14 protein-coding genes are annotated in these 15,878 nt (G+C 69.3%); 8 read left to right on the forward strand and 6 right to left on the reverse strand.

Annotation, left to right across the window (positions count from 1 at the left end; all coding sequences use genetic code 11):
- The 5 genes from VGB75_15615 to VGB75_15635 all read left to right on the forward strand — a co-directional run.
- Positions 1 to 146, forward strand: a 146-nt coding sequence (locus tag VGB75_15615) for an integrase core domain-containing protein (GenBank protein ID HEY0168470.1), incomplete at its 5' end; no start/stop codon positions are given.
- 48 nt (positions 147 to 194) lie between these two features.
- Positions 195 to 797: a hypothetical protein gene (locus VGB75_15620; GenBank protein ID HEY0168471.1), complete on the forward strand. Its 603-nt coding sequence runs from the start codon at positions 195 to 197 to the stop codon at positions 795 to 797.
- 312 nt (positions 798 to 1,109) lie between these two features.
- On the forward strand, positions 1,110 to 1,601 hold the full coding sequence (locus tag VGB75_15625) for a hypothetical protein (protein ID HEY0168472.1): 492 nt from the start codon (positions 1,110 to 1,112) through the stop codon (positions 1,599 to 1,601).
- A gap of 58 nt (positions 1,602 to 1,659) precedes the next feature.
- A complete protein-coding gene (purD, locus tag VGB75_15630) occupies positions 1,660 to 2,904 on the forward strand; it encodes a phosphoribosylamine--glycine ligase (protein ID HEY0168473.1) in 1,245 nt (414 codons plus the stop codon).
- A 101-nt stretch (positions 2,905 to 3,005) separates the two neighbouring features.
- A complete protein-coding gene (locus VGB75_15635) occupies positions 3,006 to 4,847 on the forward strand; it encodes a DUF4157 domain-containing protein (GenBank protein HEY0168474.1) in 1,842 nt (613 codons plus the stop codon).
- A 169-nt stretch (positions 4,848 to 5,016) separates the two neighbouring features.
- On the opposite strand, the gene VGB75_15640 is transcribed toward VGB75_15635, so the two are convergent.
- Both VGB75_15640 and VGB75_15645 read right to left on the reverse strand, forming a co-directional pair.
- Positions 5,017 to 5,844 (reverse strand): ABC transporter permease subunit, encoded by an 828-nt coding sequence (locus VGB75_15640; protein ID HEY0168475.1) that lies wholly within the window; start codon positions 5,842 to 5,844, stop codon positions 5,017 to 5,019.
- Positions 5,841 to 6,773 carry an ATP-binding cassette domain-containing protein gene (locus VGB75_15645; GenBank protein ID HEY0168476.1) on the reverse strand — a complete coding sequence of 311 codons (933 nt, stop codon included), beginning with the start codon at positions 6,771 to 6,773 and terminating at the stop codon, positions 5,841 to 5,843. Before VGB75_15645 ends, VGB75_15640 begins: the two co-directional genes overlap by 4 nt.
- A 111-nt stretch (positions 6,774 to 6,884) precedes the next feature.
- Here VGB75_15645 and VGB75_15650 point away from each other — a divergent pair, with 111 nt between their 5' ends.
- The gene (locus tag VGB75_15650; GenBank protein HEY0168477.1) at positions 6,885 to 7,577 is read left to right on the forward strand and encodes a TetR/AcrR family transcriptional regulator; all 693 of its coding nucleotides are present in this window, start codon (positions 6,885 to 6,887) and stop codon (positions 7,575 to 7,577) included.
- A 13-nt stretch (positions 7,578 to 7,590) separates the two neighbouring features.
- Here VGB75_15650 and VGB75_15655 read toward each other — a convergent pair whose 3' ends face one another.
- Entirely contained in the window at positions 7,591 to 9,441 is a 1,851-nt protein-coding gene (locus tag VGB75_15655) for a 5'-nucleotidase C-terminal domain-containing protein (GenBank protein HEY0168478.1), read from the reverse strand.
- Positions 9,442 to 9,561: 120 nt separating this feature from the next.
- On the opposite strand from VGB75_15655, the gene purB reads away from it, so the two are divergent.
- Positions 9,562 to 11,082, forward strand: coding sequence for an adenylosuccinate lyase (purB, locus tag VGB75_15660; GenBank protein HEY0168479.1), 1,521 nt, complete (start codon positions 9,562 to 9,564; stop codon positions 11,080 to 11,082).
- 16 nt (positions 11,083 to 11,098) lie between these two features.
- Here the strand turns inward: purB and VGB75_15665 are convergent, their stop codons facing one another.
- From VGB75_15665 to VGB75_15675, 3 genes are all read right to left on the reverse strand, one after another.
- On the reverse strand, positions 11,099 to 12,661 hold the full coding sequence (locus VGB75_15665) for a hypothetical protein (protein HEY0168480.1): 1,563 nt from the start codon (positions 12,659 to 12,661) through the stop codon (positions 11,099 to 11,101).
- Entirely contained in the window at positions 12,658 to 13,158 is a 501-nt protein-coding gene (locus tag VGB75_15670; protein HEY0168481.1) for a SigE family RNA polymerase sigma factor, read from the reverse strand. Before VGB75_15670 ends, VGB75_15665 begins: the two co-directional genes overlap by 4 nt.
- Before the next feature lie 211 nt (positions 13,159 to 13,369).
- Positions 13,370 to 14,722, reverse strand: coding sequence for a hypothetical protein (locus tag VGB75_15675; protein HEY0168482.1), 1,353 nt, complete (start codon positions 14,720 to 14,722; stop codon positions 13,370 to 13,372).
- A 207-nt stretch (positions 14,723 to 14,929) separates the two neighbouring features.
- On the opposite strand from VGB75_15675, the gene VGB75_15680 reads away from it, so the two are divergent.
- A complete protein-coding gene (locus VGB75_15680; GenBank protein HEY0168483.1) occupies positions 14,930 to 15,856 on the forward strand; it encodes a phosphoribosylaminoimidazolesuccinocarboxamide synthase in 927 nt (308 codons plus the stop codon).
- Positions 15,857 to 15,878: the final 22 nt, after the last annotated feature.

Consider the following 15,878-nt stretch of genomic DNA (forward strand, 5'->3'; position numbering starts at 1 on the left):
ACGCCCGCTACTACGACTCCGAGACAGCCCGCCGCCAAGCACTCCCAGCATGGCTGCACTTCTACAATCACCACCGAGCCCACAGCGCAATCGGAGCCCTACCGCCGATCAGCCGCCTGACCAACCTGCCTGGACATCACAGCTAGGGCATGGGCGGCGATCAGAGATGGCCAGCCCGCTGACGAGGTCATCTCATGACGGCTCGGAAGAAGTCGTCGAAGGGCGAAACGGCCGCTGAGCTGATCGCCGAGTTGCAGGACGATCAGGAATACCAGCGCAGAACCGGAGCGGCCGAGGCGGAGCGCCAGGTGCGCGTGCGGGAATTGCGCCGCGCTGAGCAGCCAATCGTGGCTGATCTGCGCGACGCCGGAGTAGAGGTCGATTCGGTCTGGGATCTGGTCAACACATCGGACCCATACCCGGCGGCGCTGCCGGTGCTGCTGAAGCATCTGCAGCAAGGGGGTTACCCCGACCGGGTGATGGAAGGCATCGCCAGCGCGCTAGCGGTGAAACCAGCCGCCTTCGCATGGGGCATCTTGCGAAAGCTCTATGTGAAAGCGCAGGGGCGGGGTGAGGAAGAAGGGTTGGCCGTCGCGCTGGCCGCATCCGCGACTGAGCAGCACCTCGATGAGCTGATCGAGCTGCTGCACGAGGACTCCCGTGGCGATACACGCATCCACTTCCTGAGCGCCATCAAACGCCTCGGCGGTCAACGAGGACGGCAGGTGCTTGAATCGCTCAGGTCCGATGCCATGTTCGGCAAGGAGGCTCGGGCCTTGCTGAAGTCGCGCGGCTGATCGTCGCGCACAGCCGCACAGCCGCACAGCCGCACAGCCGCACAGCCGCACAGCCGCACAGCCGCACAGCCGCACAGCCGCACAGCCGCACAGCCGCACAGGCGCAGCGCTGAGCCCGCGCGGCTCAGCGCTGCGCTCGGCAGCGGTCGGCAGGTCGGTCAACCCGGAGGCGGGGGTGCGCGCAGACGCCACCCGGGTCCGCTGTGTGGGCACAGTGAAGCGATTTCGGCCCGGCTTGACGGCATTGGCCCTATACGCCACCGTGTGCCTTACTTACACCCCCTTTCCGTCCCCCGACTGATTGGCTCATCCATGAGAAATCGCTTTTTCGTACTCCTAGCGGGCCTGGTGATGGCGCTGACCGGCCTGGTCGCGACCAGCGCCCCGGCTTCGGCCGTCACCAAGCTGACCCACGCCCAGGCCACCTCGCAGCTGTCCAGCGCGGGCATCACCTGGAGCTCCAGCGGTAACTGCTCCAACCGCAACATCTCGACGTGCACGTCGTTCGAGCAGATCAACCAGAGCACCATCTCGGGCGTCATCACCCTCAAGCGCTCCAGCGGCTGCTCGATCAACATCACCGGTGGCACCGAGACCGGTCACGCCAGCGGCACCTACAGCCACTGGAACGGCTACAAGGTCGACATCAGCCACCGCACCTGCGTCGACTCCTACATCAAGAACAGCTTCACCCGGATCGGCAACCGCGGCGACGGCTACCCGCAGTGGCAGGCCGCCTCGGGCAACATCTACTGCGACGAGGGCTCGCACTGGGACATCCTGTACTACACCTGCGGCTGCTGACAGCCGCTGCCGCCTGGCAGCAGAACCCGCATACCCTCCACTAGTTAGCCTGGCGGGTATGCGGGTTCTTGTCGTTGGCTCCGGTGCTCGTGAGCACGCCCTCTGCCTGTCGCTGGCGGCCGACCCCGCGGTCACCGCGCTGATCTGCGCTCCAGGCAACGCGGGCACCGCGACTATCGCCGAGCATCGCGGACTGGACGCCTCGGACCCGGCCGCGGTCGCCGCGCTGGCCGTCGACGTCCGGGCCGACCTAGTGGTGATCGGCCCGGAGGCGCCGCTGGTGGCCGGCGCCGCCGACGCGGTCCGCGCCGCCGGCATCGCCTGCTTCGGACCGTCGCGGCAGGCGGCCCAGCTCGAGGGCAGCAAAGCCTTCGCCAAGGACGTGATGGCCGCGGCCGGGGTGCCCACCGCCCGGGCCGCGCTGTGCGTCACCGCCGAGCAGGTCGCCGCCGCGCTGGAGGAGTTCGGACCGCCCTACGTGGTCAAGGACGACGGCCTGGCAGCGGGCAAGGGCGTGGTGGTGACCGCTGACCGGCGCCAGGCCGCCGAGCACGCCGCAGCGTGTGGCCGGGTGCTGGTAGAGGAGTACCTCGACGGTCCCGAGGTGTCGCTGTTCTGCGTCACCGACGGAGTGAGCGTGCTGCCGTTGCTGCCGGCCCAGGACTTCAAGCGGATCGGCGACGGCGACACCGGCCCGAACACCGGTGGCATGGGCGCCTACGCGCCGCTGGACTGGCTGCCCGCCGAGACGGTCGAGCAGGTGGTGGCACAGGTCGCCCAGCCGACCGTGGACGAGCTGCGCCGGCGAGGCACGCCGTTCGCGGGGTTGCTCTACGTCGGCCTGGCGATGACGGCGGCCGGGCCGCGGGTGATCGAGTTCAACGCCAGGTTCGGCGACCCGGAGACCCAGGTGGTGCTGGCGCTGCTGGAGTCCTCCTTGGCCGGGCTGCTGCACGCGGCGGCGACCGGCACGCTGGCCGAGCACCCGCCGCTGCGTTGGCGCGCCGGCGCGGCCGTCACCGTCGTGATCGCGGCGGCGAACTACCCTGGCCCGCCACGGCTGGACGATCCGATCACCGGCGGCGACCAGCCCGGGGTGATCCACGCCGGCACCCGCCGCGACGGCGACGGGGTGCTGCGCTCGGCCGGCGGCCGGGTGCTGTCGGCCACCGCCGTCGGCGACACCCTGGCCGAGGCGCGCGACGCGGCGTACCGGCTGGTGGCCGGCGTCGAGTTGGCCGGCAGCCAGCACCGCACCGACATCGCGGCCAAGGCACTGGCCACCCGCTCGCCGGCCAGCTGAAACACGTCCTCGACTGCTCACGGCCCCCTCATTCAGTTAACATGGACTTAATTCCGCTGCCGCGTTAGCCGGCGCGGTCGGGTGCGGGCTGAGGGGCGACGATGGCGGACGGCCCCACTTCCAAGCAGGCCAAGCAGGCCAAGCAGGCCAAGCCCGAACGGTCAGACCCGACCTCCGCCGACCCGCACCGACCGACTGTCATTGAGCAGAGCCCGGCCGCCGCGGCGGTCTGGATGCCGCCGGTGCCGGGGTTGGCCAGCGTCCAGCCGCACTTGCGGCGCAGCTCGGGCGCTGCCGAGGACCCGCTCGGCGGAACCGAGATCCCGTCCGACATCGTGTCGACCTTGCGACGCCGGGCCGGCGGCGGCCGCCCGTTGCCCCCGGGCATAGCCGAGCCGATGGGCCAGCAGCTGGGGCATGACCTGTCCGGCGTCCGGGTGCATGCCGACAACGAGGCCGCCTCAATCGCCCGCCGGGTACAGGCGGTCGCCTTCACCTCCGGCAACGACGTCTACTTCAGCCAGGGCAGCTACAGCCCGGACTCGGCCGGTGGCCAGCGGCTGCTGGCGCACGAGCTCTCCCACGTCGCGCACGAGGCGAGAGGTTCGGCTGGGGGTGCGGCTGTGATCGGGCGCGCCGATGACCCGGCCGAGCGGGCGGCCGATCGCAGCGCCGACCAGATCGTCGGCGCGCTGCGCCGGCAAGCGGCCAGCCGGCCGGCGCCTCAGTGCGAGCACTCGCCGGCAGCGGGCACCGATGGGCCGGTCCGGCGTAGCCTGGCCGAGCCTGGCGTGCTTCGCCGCGCCCTGCTGAACAACCTGGTCGGAAACACCGTCACCGACGTCGGCATCGGCGTCGGGATGGGCGCGCGCTCGCTCGGAGGTTGGCTGGTGGGTGAAGGCCCGAGCGCCGCGCCGACGTTCGGGCCGCTGAGCAGCGGCGGTTTCGGCACCAGCATGTACACGGTGCTCGGCCCCGGTTATCCCAAAGCCGGCGGCGAGCCAGCCAACGACGCGCCCGCCATGCACGGCTGGGATCAGGTGCTGTCGCGCCGCAAGCCCGCCAATGGCAGGGGCGCGTACTACGTCCGGGCGCACTTGCTGCGAGACAAGTTCGGCGGGCCGGCCAGTTGGAGCAACCTGGTTCCGCTGACCAACGACGGAAACAACGGCATGCAGCCGCTGTCGCATTTCCGGGCGGTCGAGCAGCTGATCCAGGCCGAGCTCGTGAACCACAAGACGATCGGTTACAAGGTGCAGCCGGTCTACTCCCAGATGCCGTTCGGGGCGCCCAGGCTGGCAGTGGGCACCCTGGCCGGGTGGCTGCCGTTCCTCGGTGAGCTGGGAGAGTTGCTGTATTGGGAGTCGCTGATTCCCACCGCCCTGACCACCAGCTGGTGGGACGCCGAGTCCTGGAATCCGGTTCCCTCGGTGCGGGTGATCCGCAACTGGGCGCACTCCGACGCGGACCTGCTGACCATGCGGATGCGGGTGAACGGCATCGCCGGCGCCCAGGTGCTCACCGGCCAGCAGATGGTGCTGCTGGCCGTGGTGGAGGCACTCAAGCTTGCGGTGGCGGCCGGAGCGCCGCTGCTGATCGGCGCCGCGGCCGGCGTGAGTTACGGCGAGTGGGCCGACATCCTCGGCTCGTCCACCTGGGCGACGCTGCGCCCGCTGGTGAGCATGCTGGCCGGCGCGGTCGGGCTGGGCGGGCTGGTGCCGACCGACCCGACGGTGCTGGCGGCCCTGTTTGCCGAGGTCTTTCGGCAGTTGCCGTGGTGGAGCGCGGCCGAGAGCGTCGGCCAGGTGGGCATGTCACAGCGGATGCGCCGCCTGCTCGGCGGTTACGGCGGCTTCGTGCCGTCAGCGGCCAGCATCGCCGCCGCCGTCGGCACCGCGGGGGCAGCGGCGGTGCGGCTGGCTGCCGGCCCCGCCGAAGACTGAGCATCGCGCAGCCGGCCGCCGGATAGTCCGGCGGCCGACTGAGGCGATCAGGTCGACCAGGTCGACCAGGCGACCAGGCGACCAGGCGACCAGGTCGACCAGATCGATCAGGCGATCACTCGATCAGGTCGACCAGGTCGATCAGGCGATCACTCGATCAGGGGTCCTGTCAGGCGTCGACGCGGCGAAGCTGCCAGGCGGCCAAGCCGATCAACACCACCGCGTAGCCGCACATCACGCCGAATCCGGTCCACGGCGCCAGCGGGTCGCTGAGGCCGTAGTCGCCGCCGACCAGCATCGCGCCGGCGTTGGATGGCAGGTACTGCGCGAAGTGGTCGGCGAATGAGGCAGGCAGCAGCATGGTCAGCGGCGGGATCACGAAGAAGGCGCCGACGAAGGTTGAGATCGCGGCGGCGGTGTTGCGCAGCAACGCACCCAACGCGACACCGGTGATGCCCGCGACGGTCAGGTAGAGCGCCGCGCCGACGATCGAGCGAAGCGTCCCTGGCGTGGTCAGCGAGGCGTTCTGGTGGTGCCCCTCCAGCAGCGCCTGGCCGGTGACGAAGGCCGTGAAGCTGGCGATCAGCATGGTGAGAAACACCGCCGCGGCGAACACGGCCAGTTTGGCCCACAGCATCGGCAGCCGCCGGGGCACCACGGTCAGTGAGGCGCGGATCATGCCGGTGCTGTACTCACCGCTGATCAGCAGTACCCCGAGCACGCCGATGGCCAGCTGCGCGAAGAACGTGCCGGTCAGGCTGGTCGATGTCGCGTTCTCTCCGGGGCCGAAACCGCTGGGCTGGCTGGCGGTGACGGCCGAGAACACGGCGCCGAGCCCGATCAGAAGCACAGCGGCGACCAGCAACGTGTGCAGCGTCGAGCGCAGCGAGCGGAACTTGGTCCACTCCGAACGCAGGACTCGCGGCTGCGTCACCCGCAACTGGGTGGCGCGGGCAGCCGCTGCCGAGGCCGAGGCAGGAGCCAGCGTGGCGGTCATGCCGCCACCGCCGCAGTGCCCGCGATCTCGGTCGAGCGGTAGTCGACGGTTTCACGGGTCAGGTGCATGAACGCTTCCTCCAGTGAGGCTTGCCGGACGGACAACTCGAAAATCGGCACATGGGCCTGCCACGCGATGGCGCCGACGCGTTCGGCCGTCAGGCCGTCGATCCGCAGCACGTCGGACTGCTCCCTGGTCACGGTGATGTCCGGAAACGGCAGCAGATCCCGTAGCCGAGCCGCCTCCGGCGTGCGAACCGTGACGGAGTTCTGTGAGGCGCGGGCGACGAATTCGGCGACCGTGGTGTCAGCGATGAGGCGGCCACGGCCGATGACCACCAACCGGGTGGCGGTGAGGGCCATCTCGCTCATCAGGTGAGATGACACGAACACCGTGTGTCCGTCGGCGGCCAGAGCCTTGAGCATGGTGCGCATCCACAGCACGCCCTCCGGGTCCAGGCCGTTGGCCGGCTCGTCGAGAACCACCGTCCTGGGATTGCCCAGCAGCGCCGAGGCCACTCCCAGCCGCTGGCCCATGCCGAGTGAGAACCCGCCGACCCGCTTTCGGGCCACCTCGCGCAGGCCGACGAGCTCGATCACCTCATCCACCCGCTGCCGGCCGATGCCGTTGGTCTGGGCCAGCGCGAGCAGGTGATTGCGGGCCGACCGACCGGTGTGCACCGCTTTGGCTTCCAGCAGGACGCCGAGTTCGGCCATCGGTGTGGTCGCGGACCGGTAGTCGCGGCCGTTGACCGCGACCCGGCCGGCGCTCGGCTGGTCCAGGCCCGCGATCATCCGCATCGTGGTGGACTTTCCGGCGCCGTTCGGGCCGAGGAACCCGGTGACGGTTGCGGGCTGCACCACGAAACTCAACCCGGCCACCGCCAGCTTGTCCCCGTAACGCTTGCTCAGGTTCTCTACCTCGATCATCGGCTTGCCTTTCGCTGGCGAGTGGGTCGACCGTACTTAGTACGAGACCGTATAGTACTTAGTACGGCCCTGTAAAGTACTTAGTACGAACCGCTCGGACTGGGGAGTGAGATGGCCAAGACCGCAGATCAGGCAGAAGTCGCCGAACGGGTTCCGCTCAGCCGCGATCGGGTGCTGGGAGGCGCCGTCGCGGTGGCCGATGCGGGGGGCATCGCGGCTCTCACGATCCGCACGCTGGCCCATGAACTCGGCGTCAAACCGATGTCGGTCTACCACTACGTCGCCAACAAGGACGAGATCCTCGACGGCATCGTCGATCTCGTCTTCAGCGAGATCGAGCTACCGGTGGTCGGCGGGGACTGGCAGACGGAGATGCGCCGGCGAGCGGATTCAGCCCGGCAGGTGCTCAGGCGTCACCCGTGGGCGACCCCGCTGCTGCAATCACGCCTCAACGCAGGCCCCGCGACGCTGCGACACCACAACGCGTTTCTCGGCACCCTGCGGGGGGCAGGCTTCACCGTGCAGCAGGCCGCCCATGCCTTTGCCCTGATCGACAGTTACGTCTACGGCTTCGCGATGTCGGAGAGGGCGCTGCCCATACACGGCCCCGAGAGTGTCGCCGACCTAGCCGCGGTGATGGTGAAGCGGTTTCCGGCCGATGAGTACCCACACCTGTTCGAGTTCACCATCTCCCACGTCATGCAGCCCGGTTACGACTTCGGCCTGGAGTTCCAGTTCGGACTGGACTTGATCCTCAGCGCCCTCGCCAGGTCTGTCTCCGACGCGGCGCATCCCGGCGACTGACCTCCCGGCCAGCTCAGCCGCTGATCTGGATCGGTTGGCCGTTAGACACCAGCTTCCAGTCGACCTTGGCGAAGACCGTCGGGTCGATCACCTTGGCGGCACTCACCCAGTCGATGATCAGCTGCCGGATCTCGACCTGGGCGTTGTAGACCACCGGCGCGGTCTTGACCCCCGGGTAGTTGCCGCCCCCGGACTGCCGGTAGTTGTTGATCGCGATCACGAATCGCTGCCCGTCGGTCACCGGGGCGCCGCCGTAGCTCAGGTTCTTGATCCGGGACCCGACGGCCTGGGCGATGTCGATGTCATAGGTCAGCGGGGCGTCCAGGCCGCCCATGATGTCGTAGTTGTAGTCCGGGGTTCCGTTCGGCGCAGTCGCGGTGACGGCATTGGTGAGCTGGCTCGGCGAGAAGGGGCCGACTCCGCTTATCTGCTTGAAGTACGCCGCCGAGAACTCCAGGTAGGCCCTCACCTGGGCGCCGGTGAACACGATGCCCAGCAGGGTGTTGTCGAAGATGTAGAGACCGGCCACGTCGCGCACCGTCACGTCGCCGGCCGGGATCGCCGCGGCGGAGTTGAACGGGGCAGCGATCGACAGGACCGGCAGCGACGCCGAGGGCGAGCCGGCCAGCGCCTTCTTCACCGCCTCACCCTGGACGTGGTTGATGAAGTCCATCGCGGCGGTGTCCCGGTAGCGCGAGGTCGCTGCCGACATGGCGGCGGTGGACGTTCCGACCACTCCGTTGACGTAGCTGCGCACCTTCTCGTGCTGCTGGCGGACCAGCGAGACGACCTTCTCGTCGGCGGCGACGGTGTTGGCGTTGAGCACGGTCGCGCTGGCGGCGCCGACCTGCCAGCGACCGCGGTCCTTGACCAGGTCCAGGTCCATCACGGTCAGCCGCTCACCCCAGCGCAGCGGCTCGGACAGCAGCACCTGCTTGCCGGTAGCGGTGTTGCGCACGAAGCGCTGCGGGATCTCCTGGTGGGCGTGCCCGACCAGGATCGCGTCGATGCCGGGCACCTCTTGGGCCAGCAAGGTCGAAGCGTTCTCGGGCCAGGGCAGCGCGTCGCCGTAGCTGGAGGAGGTGTCGGCGCCGGAGTGGCAGGACACGATGACGATGTCGGCGCCGGCCTGCTTGACCTTCGGGATCACGATCTGAGCCTGCTCGACGATGCCGTTGAACTTGATCTTGCCGTCGAGGTTGGCCTTGTCCCAGATGGCGCAGCCGGGCGTCACCAGGCCGACGATGCCCACTGTGACGAACTCGCCGGTCCCCTGATGCTGAGGGCCGCGGCGTTGGCCCACCCGGACCTTTCTGAGGATGAACTCGGGAAACGCCGGCTCGCCGGTGTTCCAGTCCAGGGCGTTGGCGCACAGCAGCGGGTGATGCAACTGCGACTGGAACTTGCGCAGAGTCTCGACGCCGTAGTTGAACTCGTGATTGCCCAGCGCGGCGGCGTCGTAGCCGATCGCGTTCATGGCGGCGGCCATCGGGTGAATCGGCGCCTTCGCGCCGGTGATCGGGTCGATCCGGGCGTAGTAATAGGCCAGCGGGGTGCCCTGAATGGTGTCGCCGGCGTCCAGGGTCAGCGTCGCCTCCAGGCCTCGCTCGGCGCGCATCGCGCTCACCAGCGTGGAGATCTTGGCCAGGCCGACGTCGTTGTGCTGGGCGTCGTCGTACTCAGCGTCCTTGAAATAGTCCCAGTTCAGGACGTTGCCGTGGGTGTCTGTCGTCCCGAGCACCGTCAGCCGGAAGCCGTCGTGGGCGTCGCGGCCCCTGCCCAGCGCCGCCGCCGGAGCGGCAGCGAAGAATGCGGCGCCTACCGTGCCGACAGCGGCGGAGGCCAGCAGTTGACGTCGGCTCATCGTGATCTCGTCCACTAGAAAGTCCATCCTGTCTAGAAGCGGATATATGACCGCTTGTGCGCATGTCGCAGCCTAGGTGACCGGTGCGACACCCACGCGGCAGTGCGGAAGAATGTCGGCGTGACCGACCAGCCAGCCCAGCCCGCCCACCCCGCCGACACCGCCGCTCCCGAGTCAGCCAAGCCAGCCATTCCCAACGTGCTTGCCCACCGCTACGCCTCGACGTCGATGGCGACCCTGTTCAGCCCGCAGCACAAGGCAGTGCTCGAACGCCAGCTGTGGCTGGCGGTGCTCATCGCGCAGCGGGACCTGGGCATCAGCACCCCGGACGGCGCGATCGAGGCCTACCGCAAGGTGGTCGAGGCCGGCGTCGAGGCCGTGGACCTGGACTCGATCGCCGAGCGCGAGCGGGTGACCAAGCACGACGTCAAGGCCCGGATCGAGGAGTTCAACGCGCTGGCAGCCGAGGGGGCGACCACCGAGCAGCCCTACGAGCTGATCCACCGGGGGATGACCAGCCGCGACGTGACCGAGAACGTCGAGCAGTTGCAGGTCCGTTCGGCGCTGAAGCTGGTCCGGACGAAGACGCTGGCGGTGCTGGTCAGGCTGGCCCGCCGAGCCGCCGAGTACGAGTCGCTGGCCCTGGCCGGCCGCTCGCACAACGTCGCCGCCCAGACCACCACGCTGGGCAAGCGGTTCGCCTCGGTGGCCGACGAGCTGCTGGCGGCGCTGGCCCGCCTGGACGACCTGCTGGCCCGGTATCCGCTGCGCGGCGTCAAGGGCCCGGTCGGCACCGCTCAGGACATGCTCGACCTGCTCGACGGCGACTCGGGCAAGCTGGCCGAGCTCGAGCGCCGGGTCGCTGAGCACCTGGGCTTTGAGAAGACGCTGACCAGCGTCGGCCAGGTCTACCCGCGGTCGCTGGACTACGACGTGCTGTCGGCCCTGGTGCAGCTGGCCGCCGCGCCGTCCAGCTTCGCCACCACCCTGCGGCTGATGGCCGGCCACGAGTTGGTCACCGAGGGCTTCCGGCCCGGCCAGGTCGGCTCGTCGGCGATGCCGCACAAGATGAACACCCGATCGGCCGAGCGGATCAACGGCTTCGCGGTGCTGCTGCGCGGCTACGCCTCGATGGCCGGCGAGCTGGCCGGCGACCAGTGGAACGAGGGCGACGTCAGCTGCTCGGTGGTCCGCCGCATCGCGCTGCCCGACGCCTTCTTCGCCTTGGACGGCCTGCTGGAGACCACCCTGACGGTGCTGGATGACTTCGGGGCGTTTCCGGCGGTGATCGCCCGGGAGCTGGACCGCTACCTGCCGTTCCTGGCCACCACCAAGGTGCTGATGGCCGCGGTCCGGGCCGGCGTGGGGCGCGAGCAGGCGCACGAGGCGATCAAGGAGCACGCCGTCCGGGTCGCCCTGGACATGCGCGAGCAGGGCGCGGCCGGCAACGACCTGCTGGCCCGGTTGGCCGCCGACGAGCGGCTGGGACTGGACGAAGACGCCCTGACCGGCCTGCTGGCCGACCCGCTGGCCTTCACCGGCGCCGCCCAGGCCCAGGTCCGGGCCGTGATCGCCGCCGTCGAGTACGCGCTGGAGAGCGAGCCGGCCGCCGCCGGCTACGCCCCCGAGCCCATTCTGTAGCTACCGCAGCACCCGGCTACCGCGGCGGGTCGGTGGCACGGTACGCCAGCGCCCACAGGATCGTCCCGCCGTTGACCTGCCCGCCCAGCAGTGTGGTGAGTTCGTCAGTGCGAGGGTCGTAGCTGAGGATCTGCTGGTCGGTTCCGCAGCCCACGCCCACGTCCAGGTACAGCATCTGCCGGGTGGCCTGCAAGATGTGAGCCCCTTGGCGCGTGCCAGCGCGTTTCTGGAAATTCAGCGGGCGTGCTGTGCCGTCCGGCTGCAGGACGGAGAGGTCGATATCGCCGCAGTGAAGATGGCCGTGCTCGAGGAAGGTCTTGGAACCGGCCTCAATGGCGTCATTGAACTCGATCGGGTCGGCTTGCGATGTCAGCAGCGGCGTCGCGGGCGCGCCGGTGATCGGCACCAGCCACAGCTTGGGGTCATTGTGCGTAGGGCCGGGGTAGCAGGTCATCAGCATGGTGGTGTCAGTCCACCAGCGGTGAAAAAGGCAATGCGCGATCCCTGCGGGCCTGGCCACCCCTCGCACCACGGCGCCGTCGTTGGTGGTGACCACCCAACCCTGGTCGGTGCTGCGGATCAACTGGCTGCCGTCCGGGGTGTAGTGCCCCCCGCTCACCTTGCCGACACCGGGCTGGGACGTCGGGTACAGCAGCTGCCGAGAGCCGTCCAGGCCGACGCGCTCGAGTCCGCTGTCGCGGCTCACCAGCAGGGCCAGGCCACGCGGCTTGGTGTAGCTGAAGGTGGCACGGCCGGGGACGCTGATCTCGCGCCAGGCGCCGGTGTCGAGATTGAGCTCCACATTGGTGGAGGTGGTCGAATTCGCGTTCGGGATCCTGCGCGCGAAGCTCGCCCGCCGGCCGTCGCCGGACCACTGCTCCAGTTGCAGGTGATGGTTCACCGGCAAGGTCGTGATCAGGTAGCGGCCTCCCACCGGGTTGACCAGGAACAGGCTTTCCGGGGCGTTTCTCAGCGTCGCACCTTGGGTGCTCTCGTCGATTTCGGTGGTCGGCGACCACAGGGCCAACGTCCAACCAGGGCCGACCTGGCTCCACGGGACCTGGGACCGGTCGCCTTGCTTGCCGTTGCCCAGCAGCGGCGCCTGCGCCGGTGGAGTGGCGGTAGCTGACGATTGGGCGTCGCCCGACGGGGACGGCGCGGGGTCGGTGGGCGTCGGGGACAGGCTCGGCGCCGGCGTGCTTATCTGGGTGGCCGGCGGGGCAGGCGCGCGGTCGCCGTTGTTGACCGAGGTCGAGACGGCGGTGACTCCGACGGCCACCGCGATGACCGCGGCCGCTGCCAGCGCCGGAGCGAACCAGCGGGCGTGCCGGGACGAGCCGGCCGGGTGGTCGACGTCGAGCCGGGTCACCGTGGTGCGGGGCGCGAAGGGGTTACTGCCGTCAGGGTCGGCGTCGGCGAAGCCCGGGATCGTGGAGAAGTCGTCGGAGTCCGAGCCGTCGAGGTCTGCGGCGAGCAGCTGGCGCCGCTGGGCGGCGAGCTGGTCCAGGCGCTCGTCGGTGACCTGCTCGGCCTTGGCGTCGAACGCGGCGCGTAGCCGGTCCTCGGTCTGGCGGTTCATCGGGTGTCTCCCAAGATTGTTTCGAGCTTGTCCATCCCGCGGCTGGCGTTGGACTTCACCGCGCCGCGCGAGATGCCCAACGCCTCGGCGATCTCGGCCTCGGACAGGTTCGCCCAGTACCGCAGGGTCAGCACTTCGCGCTGGCGGGCGGGAAGTTGGCGGACGGCGGCCAGCACCTCCTGGTGCGCGGCGGCCAGCATCAGCTCGCTGTCGGCCGGTTCGGCGTCCTGCAGTCTTGCCAGGCTCAGATGGCGGCGGGCGGTCTGGCGCTTGCGCAGCACCGAGCGGGCGTTGTTGACGACCGTGGTGCGCAGGTAGCCGAGCGCGGCCGCCGGCTCGCGCACCCGGTCCTGGTTCTGGTGCAGCGCGGTGAACGCGTCGTGCACCACGTCCTCGGCGCTGCCGATGTCATCGACCAGCAGCACCGCCATTCGCACCAGCTTCAGCCGGTGAGCGGCGTACAAGCCGGCGATGTCGATCGTGAGGGATTGCGTCACTGCGCTGTCCGTTCCTGGCCGTGGAAAGCCGGCCAACGCCCCGTGCGGAGAATGTTCCGCTTGTCGGACGCACTCCGCATGCCAGGGTTGCATCGGCGATTCTGTGAACCGCCTACCGTTACCGAGGTGTGACTGAATGAGCCTGACAAGCGGCTGGACCTGGTTGAAGCGCTTGGCGAGCCGGCCGCCGCCGGCTACGCCCTCCGAGCCTCTAGTAACGCCGTGCTGCTCCGTCGCGGCTGGGGTAGGAGAACACCCTGTTACCGAACCCTGTGGCCAAAGTCATCTTGGCTCCGGTCACGATGTCGACCGCGATCAACGAGACCGGGTCGGGCTTGTACGAGCACTGCCTCCGCTGGTCCACGATCACGACATCCCCGTCTACGGCGTGTAACGGCGGCGGGTTAGCGATGCCTGACGGCAGCGCCAGCTTGCTGATCACCCCGTTGCGCAGGACGTCCAGCTCGCCCGGGCCACAGCCGGACTCTTCACGCAGCAACAGACCGCCGCTGTACCGCCAGGCGTTCTGAATGCCGAACGGGGTGGCTGCGCTGGCGCCGGCCAGCTTCGTCGGGCTGCCGCCGGACACGGGTTGGAGGAAGAGTTCGGAGGGCAGAAAGATACGTTGACTCTTGATGACGTGGTTCGTGCATCTGGTCAACACCGTCGCCGCGTCCCACCACTTGATCGGGTCGCACTCGCGTTGCTCCGCCGGCGCAGGCAGCGTCCGGATGACATGACCGTCATTTCCGAGCAATGCGAGGCCGTTTCGGGCGCCGATCAGCAGCTCAGTGCCGTCGGGGCTGTACAGGGCGGTCTGGGTCGACAACTTCCCCAGGCCGGGCAGCTCGGAGGGGTAGGTCAGCTGGTGGCGGCCGTCGGTTCCAAATCTTTGCAGTGTGGTCCGCGCCGTGGATCCCTTGCCGACGGTCACCTCTACCAGGATGGCTTGACCTGTCGGCCGGGTGTAGCTGACGAACGAGGCGCCTCCAGGGATGGTGAAGGTGCGCAGCACCTTCCCGGTTGCCAGCTCCAGCTCACTGAAGTCACCTGCCCCTTCCTCTTTAAGCAGGACCCGTCTGCCGTCAGGTGACCAGGCGCGGATGTCGCCAATGGCCACCTGGCTGATCAGATACCGGCCGCCGATCGGGTTGACCAGGTAGAGCGGGGCCTTCGCTGCCTCAGGCGTGGCAGTGCTGGAGATCAGATGCCAACCGGAGCCGACTTGGCTCCACGGGATCTGGGACTGGTCTGCAAGCTGGCCGTTCCCCAGCGGCGGCGCCATCTGCGCCGGCGGGGTGGCGGTGGCCGCGGGTCTGGCCGAGCCGAGGCCGGCAGGCCGTGGCGCGGGCGTGGTGTGGCTGGGCGTCGGACTCGGACTCGGCGCCGGCGTGCTGAGCTGGGTGACCGGCTGGATGGTGGTGCGCTTGCCGTTGTCGACCGAGGTCGAGACGGCGGTGATTCCGACAGCCACCGCGACGGCGGCGGTCGCGGCCGCGGCCAGCGCCGGAATCAACCAGCGGGCGCGCCGGGGCCAAGCGGCCGGGCGTTCGAGCCGGGTCACCGGAGTTCCAGCCGGTGGGTCGCGTTCAAGCCGGCGATGTCAATCATCAAAGAGTGCGTCACTGCGCTGTCCGTTCCTGGCCGTGTGTGAGCCGGCCACCGCCCCGTGTGGAGAATGTTCCGCTTGTCAGACGCGTCCCCCCTCGCGAGGTTGCACTTCAAGATCTGTCGGGCAACATCGTTACCCGGGTGTGACAGGATTCGGCCCGTGCCCTCCACACCGGCCACCGACCGCCCCGACAGCGGCCTGACCCACGTCCACTCGGGCAAGGTGCGCGACCTGTACGCCACCGACACCGGGCACCTGGTCATGGTCGCCAGCGACCGGATCTCGGCCTTCGATTACGTGCTGCCCACCGAGATCCCGGACAAGGGCCGGATCCTGACGGCGATGTCGGTCTGGTGGTTCGACCAGCTCGCCGACCTGGTCGACAACCACCTGATCAGCTATGACGACGAGCTGATCCCCGACGCCTGGCGCGGCCGGTCGATGCTGTGCGCCAAGCTCGACATGATCGCGGTCGAGGCGGTGGTGCGCGGCTATCTCACCGGCGGCGGCCTGCTGGACTACCAGGCCACCGGCTCGGTCTGCGGCATCGCGCTGCCGCCGGGGCTGACCGACGGCGACCGGCTGCCCGAGCCGATCTTCACCCCGGCCGCCAAGGCCGCCGTGGGTGAGCATGACGAGAACATCAGCTTCGCGGCGGTGGTCGAGCAGGCCGGGGAGAAGACCGCCGGCCGGCTGCGCGCGCTCAGCCTGGCGATCTACGCCCGGGCCCGCGACATCGCCGCCGACCGCGGCATCATCCTGGCCGACACCAAGTTCGAGTTCGGCCTGCATTCCTGTACCGGCGAGCTGATGCTCGGCGATGAGGTGCTGACCCCGGACTCGTCCCGGTTCTGGCCGGCTGAGCAGTGGCAGCCCGGGCGCCGGCAACCCAGCTATGACAAGCAGTACGTCCGGGACTGGCTCAGCTCGCCCGAGTCCGGCTGGGACCGGCACTCCGATCAGCCGCCGCCCCCGCTGCCCGAGGAGGTGGTGGCCGCCACCCGGCAGCGATATTTGGATGCCTACGAGCGGCTCACCGGGTTACGGTTCGACGAATGGTTGGCCCCGGCCCGGACAGCTCCGTGAACCTCGGAGCCGACTTGCCGGT

The organism is Jatrophihabitans sp., assembly GCA_036399055.1.
In the GTDB taxonomy this organism is placed as follows: Bacteria; Actinomycetota; Actinomycetes; order Mycobacteriales; family Jatrophihabitantaceae; genus Jatrophihabitans_A.

Coding starts and splice junctions, on each gene's coding strand:
- VGB75_15650 (HEY0168477.1), top strand. CDS start 6,885: ATGGCCAAGACCGCAGATCAGGCAGAAGTCGCCGAACGGGTTCCGCTC.
- VGB75_15665 (HEY0168480.1), bottom strand. CDS start 12,661: ATGAACCGCCAGACCGAGGACCGGCTACGCGCCGCGTTCGACGCCAAG.
- VGB75_15635 (HEY0168474.1), top strand. CDS start 3,006: ATGGCGGACGGCCCCACTTCCAAGCAGGCCAAGCAGGCCAAGCAGGCC.
- VGB75_15655 (HEY0168478.1), bottom strand. CDS start 9,441: ATGAGCCGACGTCAACTGCTGGCCTCCGCCGCTGTCGGCACGGTAGGC.
- VGB75_15620 (HEY0168471.1), top strand. CDS start 195: ATGACGGCTCGGAAGAAGTCGTCGAAGGGCGAAACGGCCGCTGAGCTG.
- VGB75_15625 (HEY0168472.1), top strand. CDS start 1,110: ATGAGAAATCGCTTTTTCGTACTCCTAGCGGGCCTGGTGATGGCGCTG.
- VGB75_15645 (HEY0168476.1), bottom strand. CDS start 6,773: ATGATCGAGGTAGAGAACCTGAGCAAGCGTTACGGGGACAAGCTGGCG.
- purD (HEY0168473.1), top strand. CDS start 1,660: ATGCGGGTTCTTGTCGTTGGCTCCGGTGCTCGTGAGCACGCCCTCTGC.
- VGB75_15640 (HEY0168475.1), bottom strand. CDS start 5,844: ATGACCGCCACGCTGGCTCCTGCCTCGGCCTCGGCAGCGGCTGCCCGC.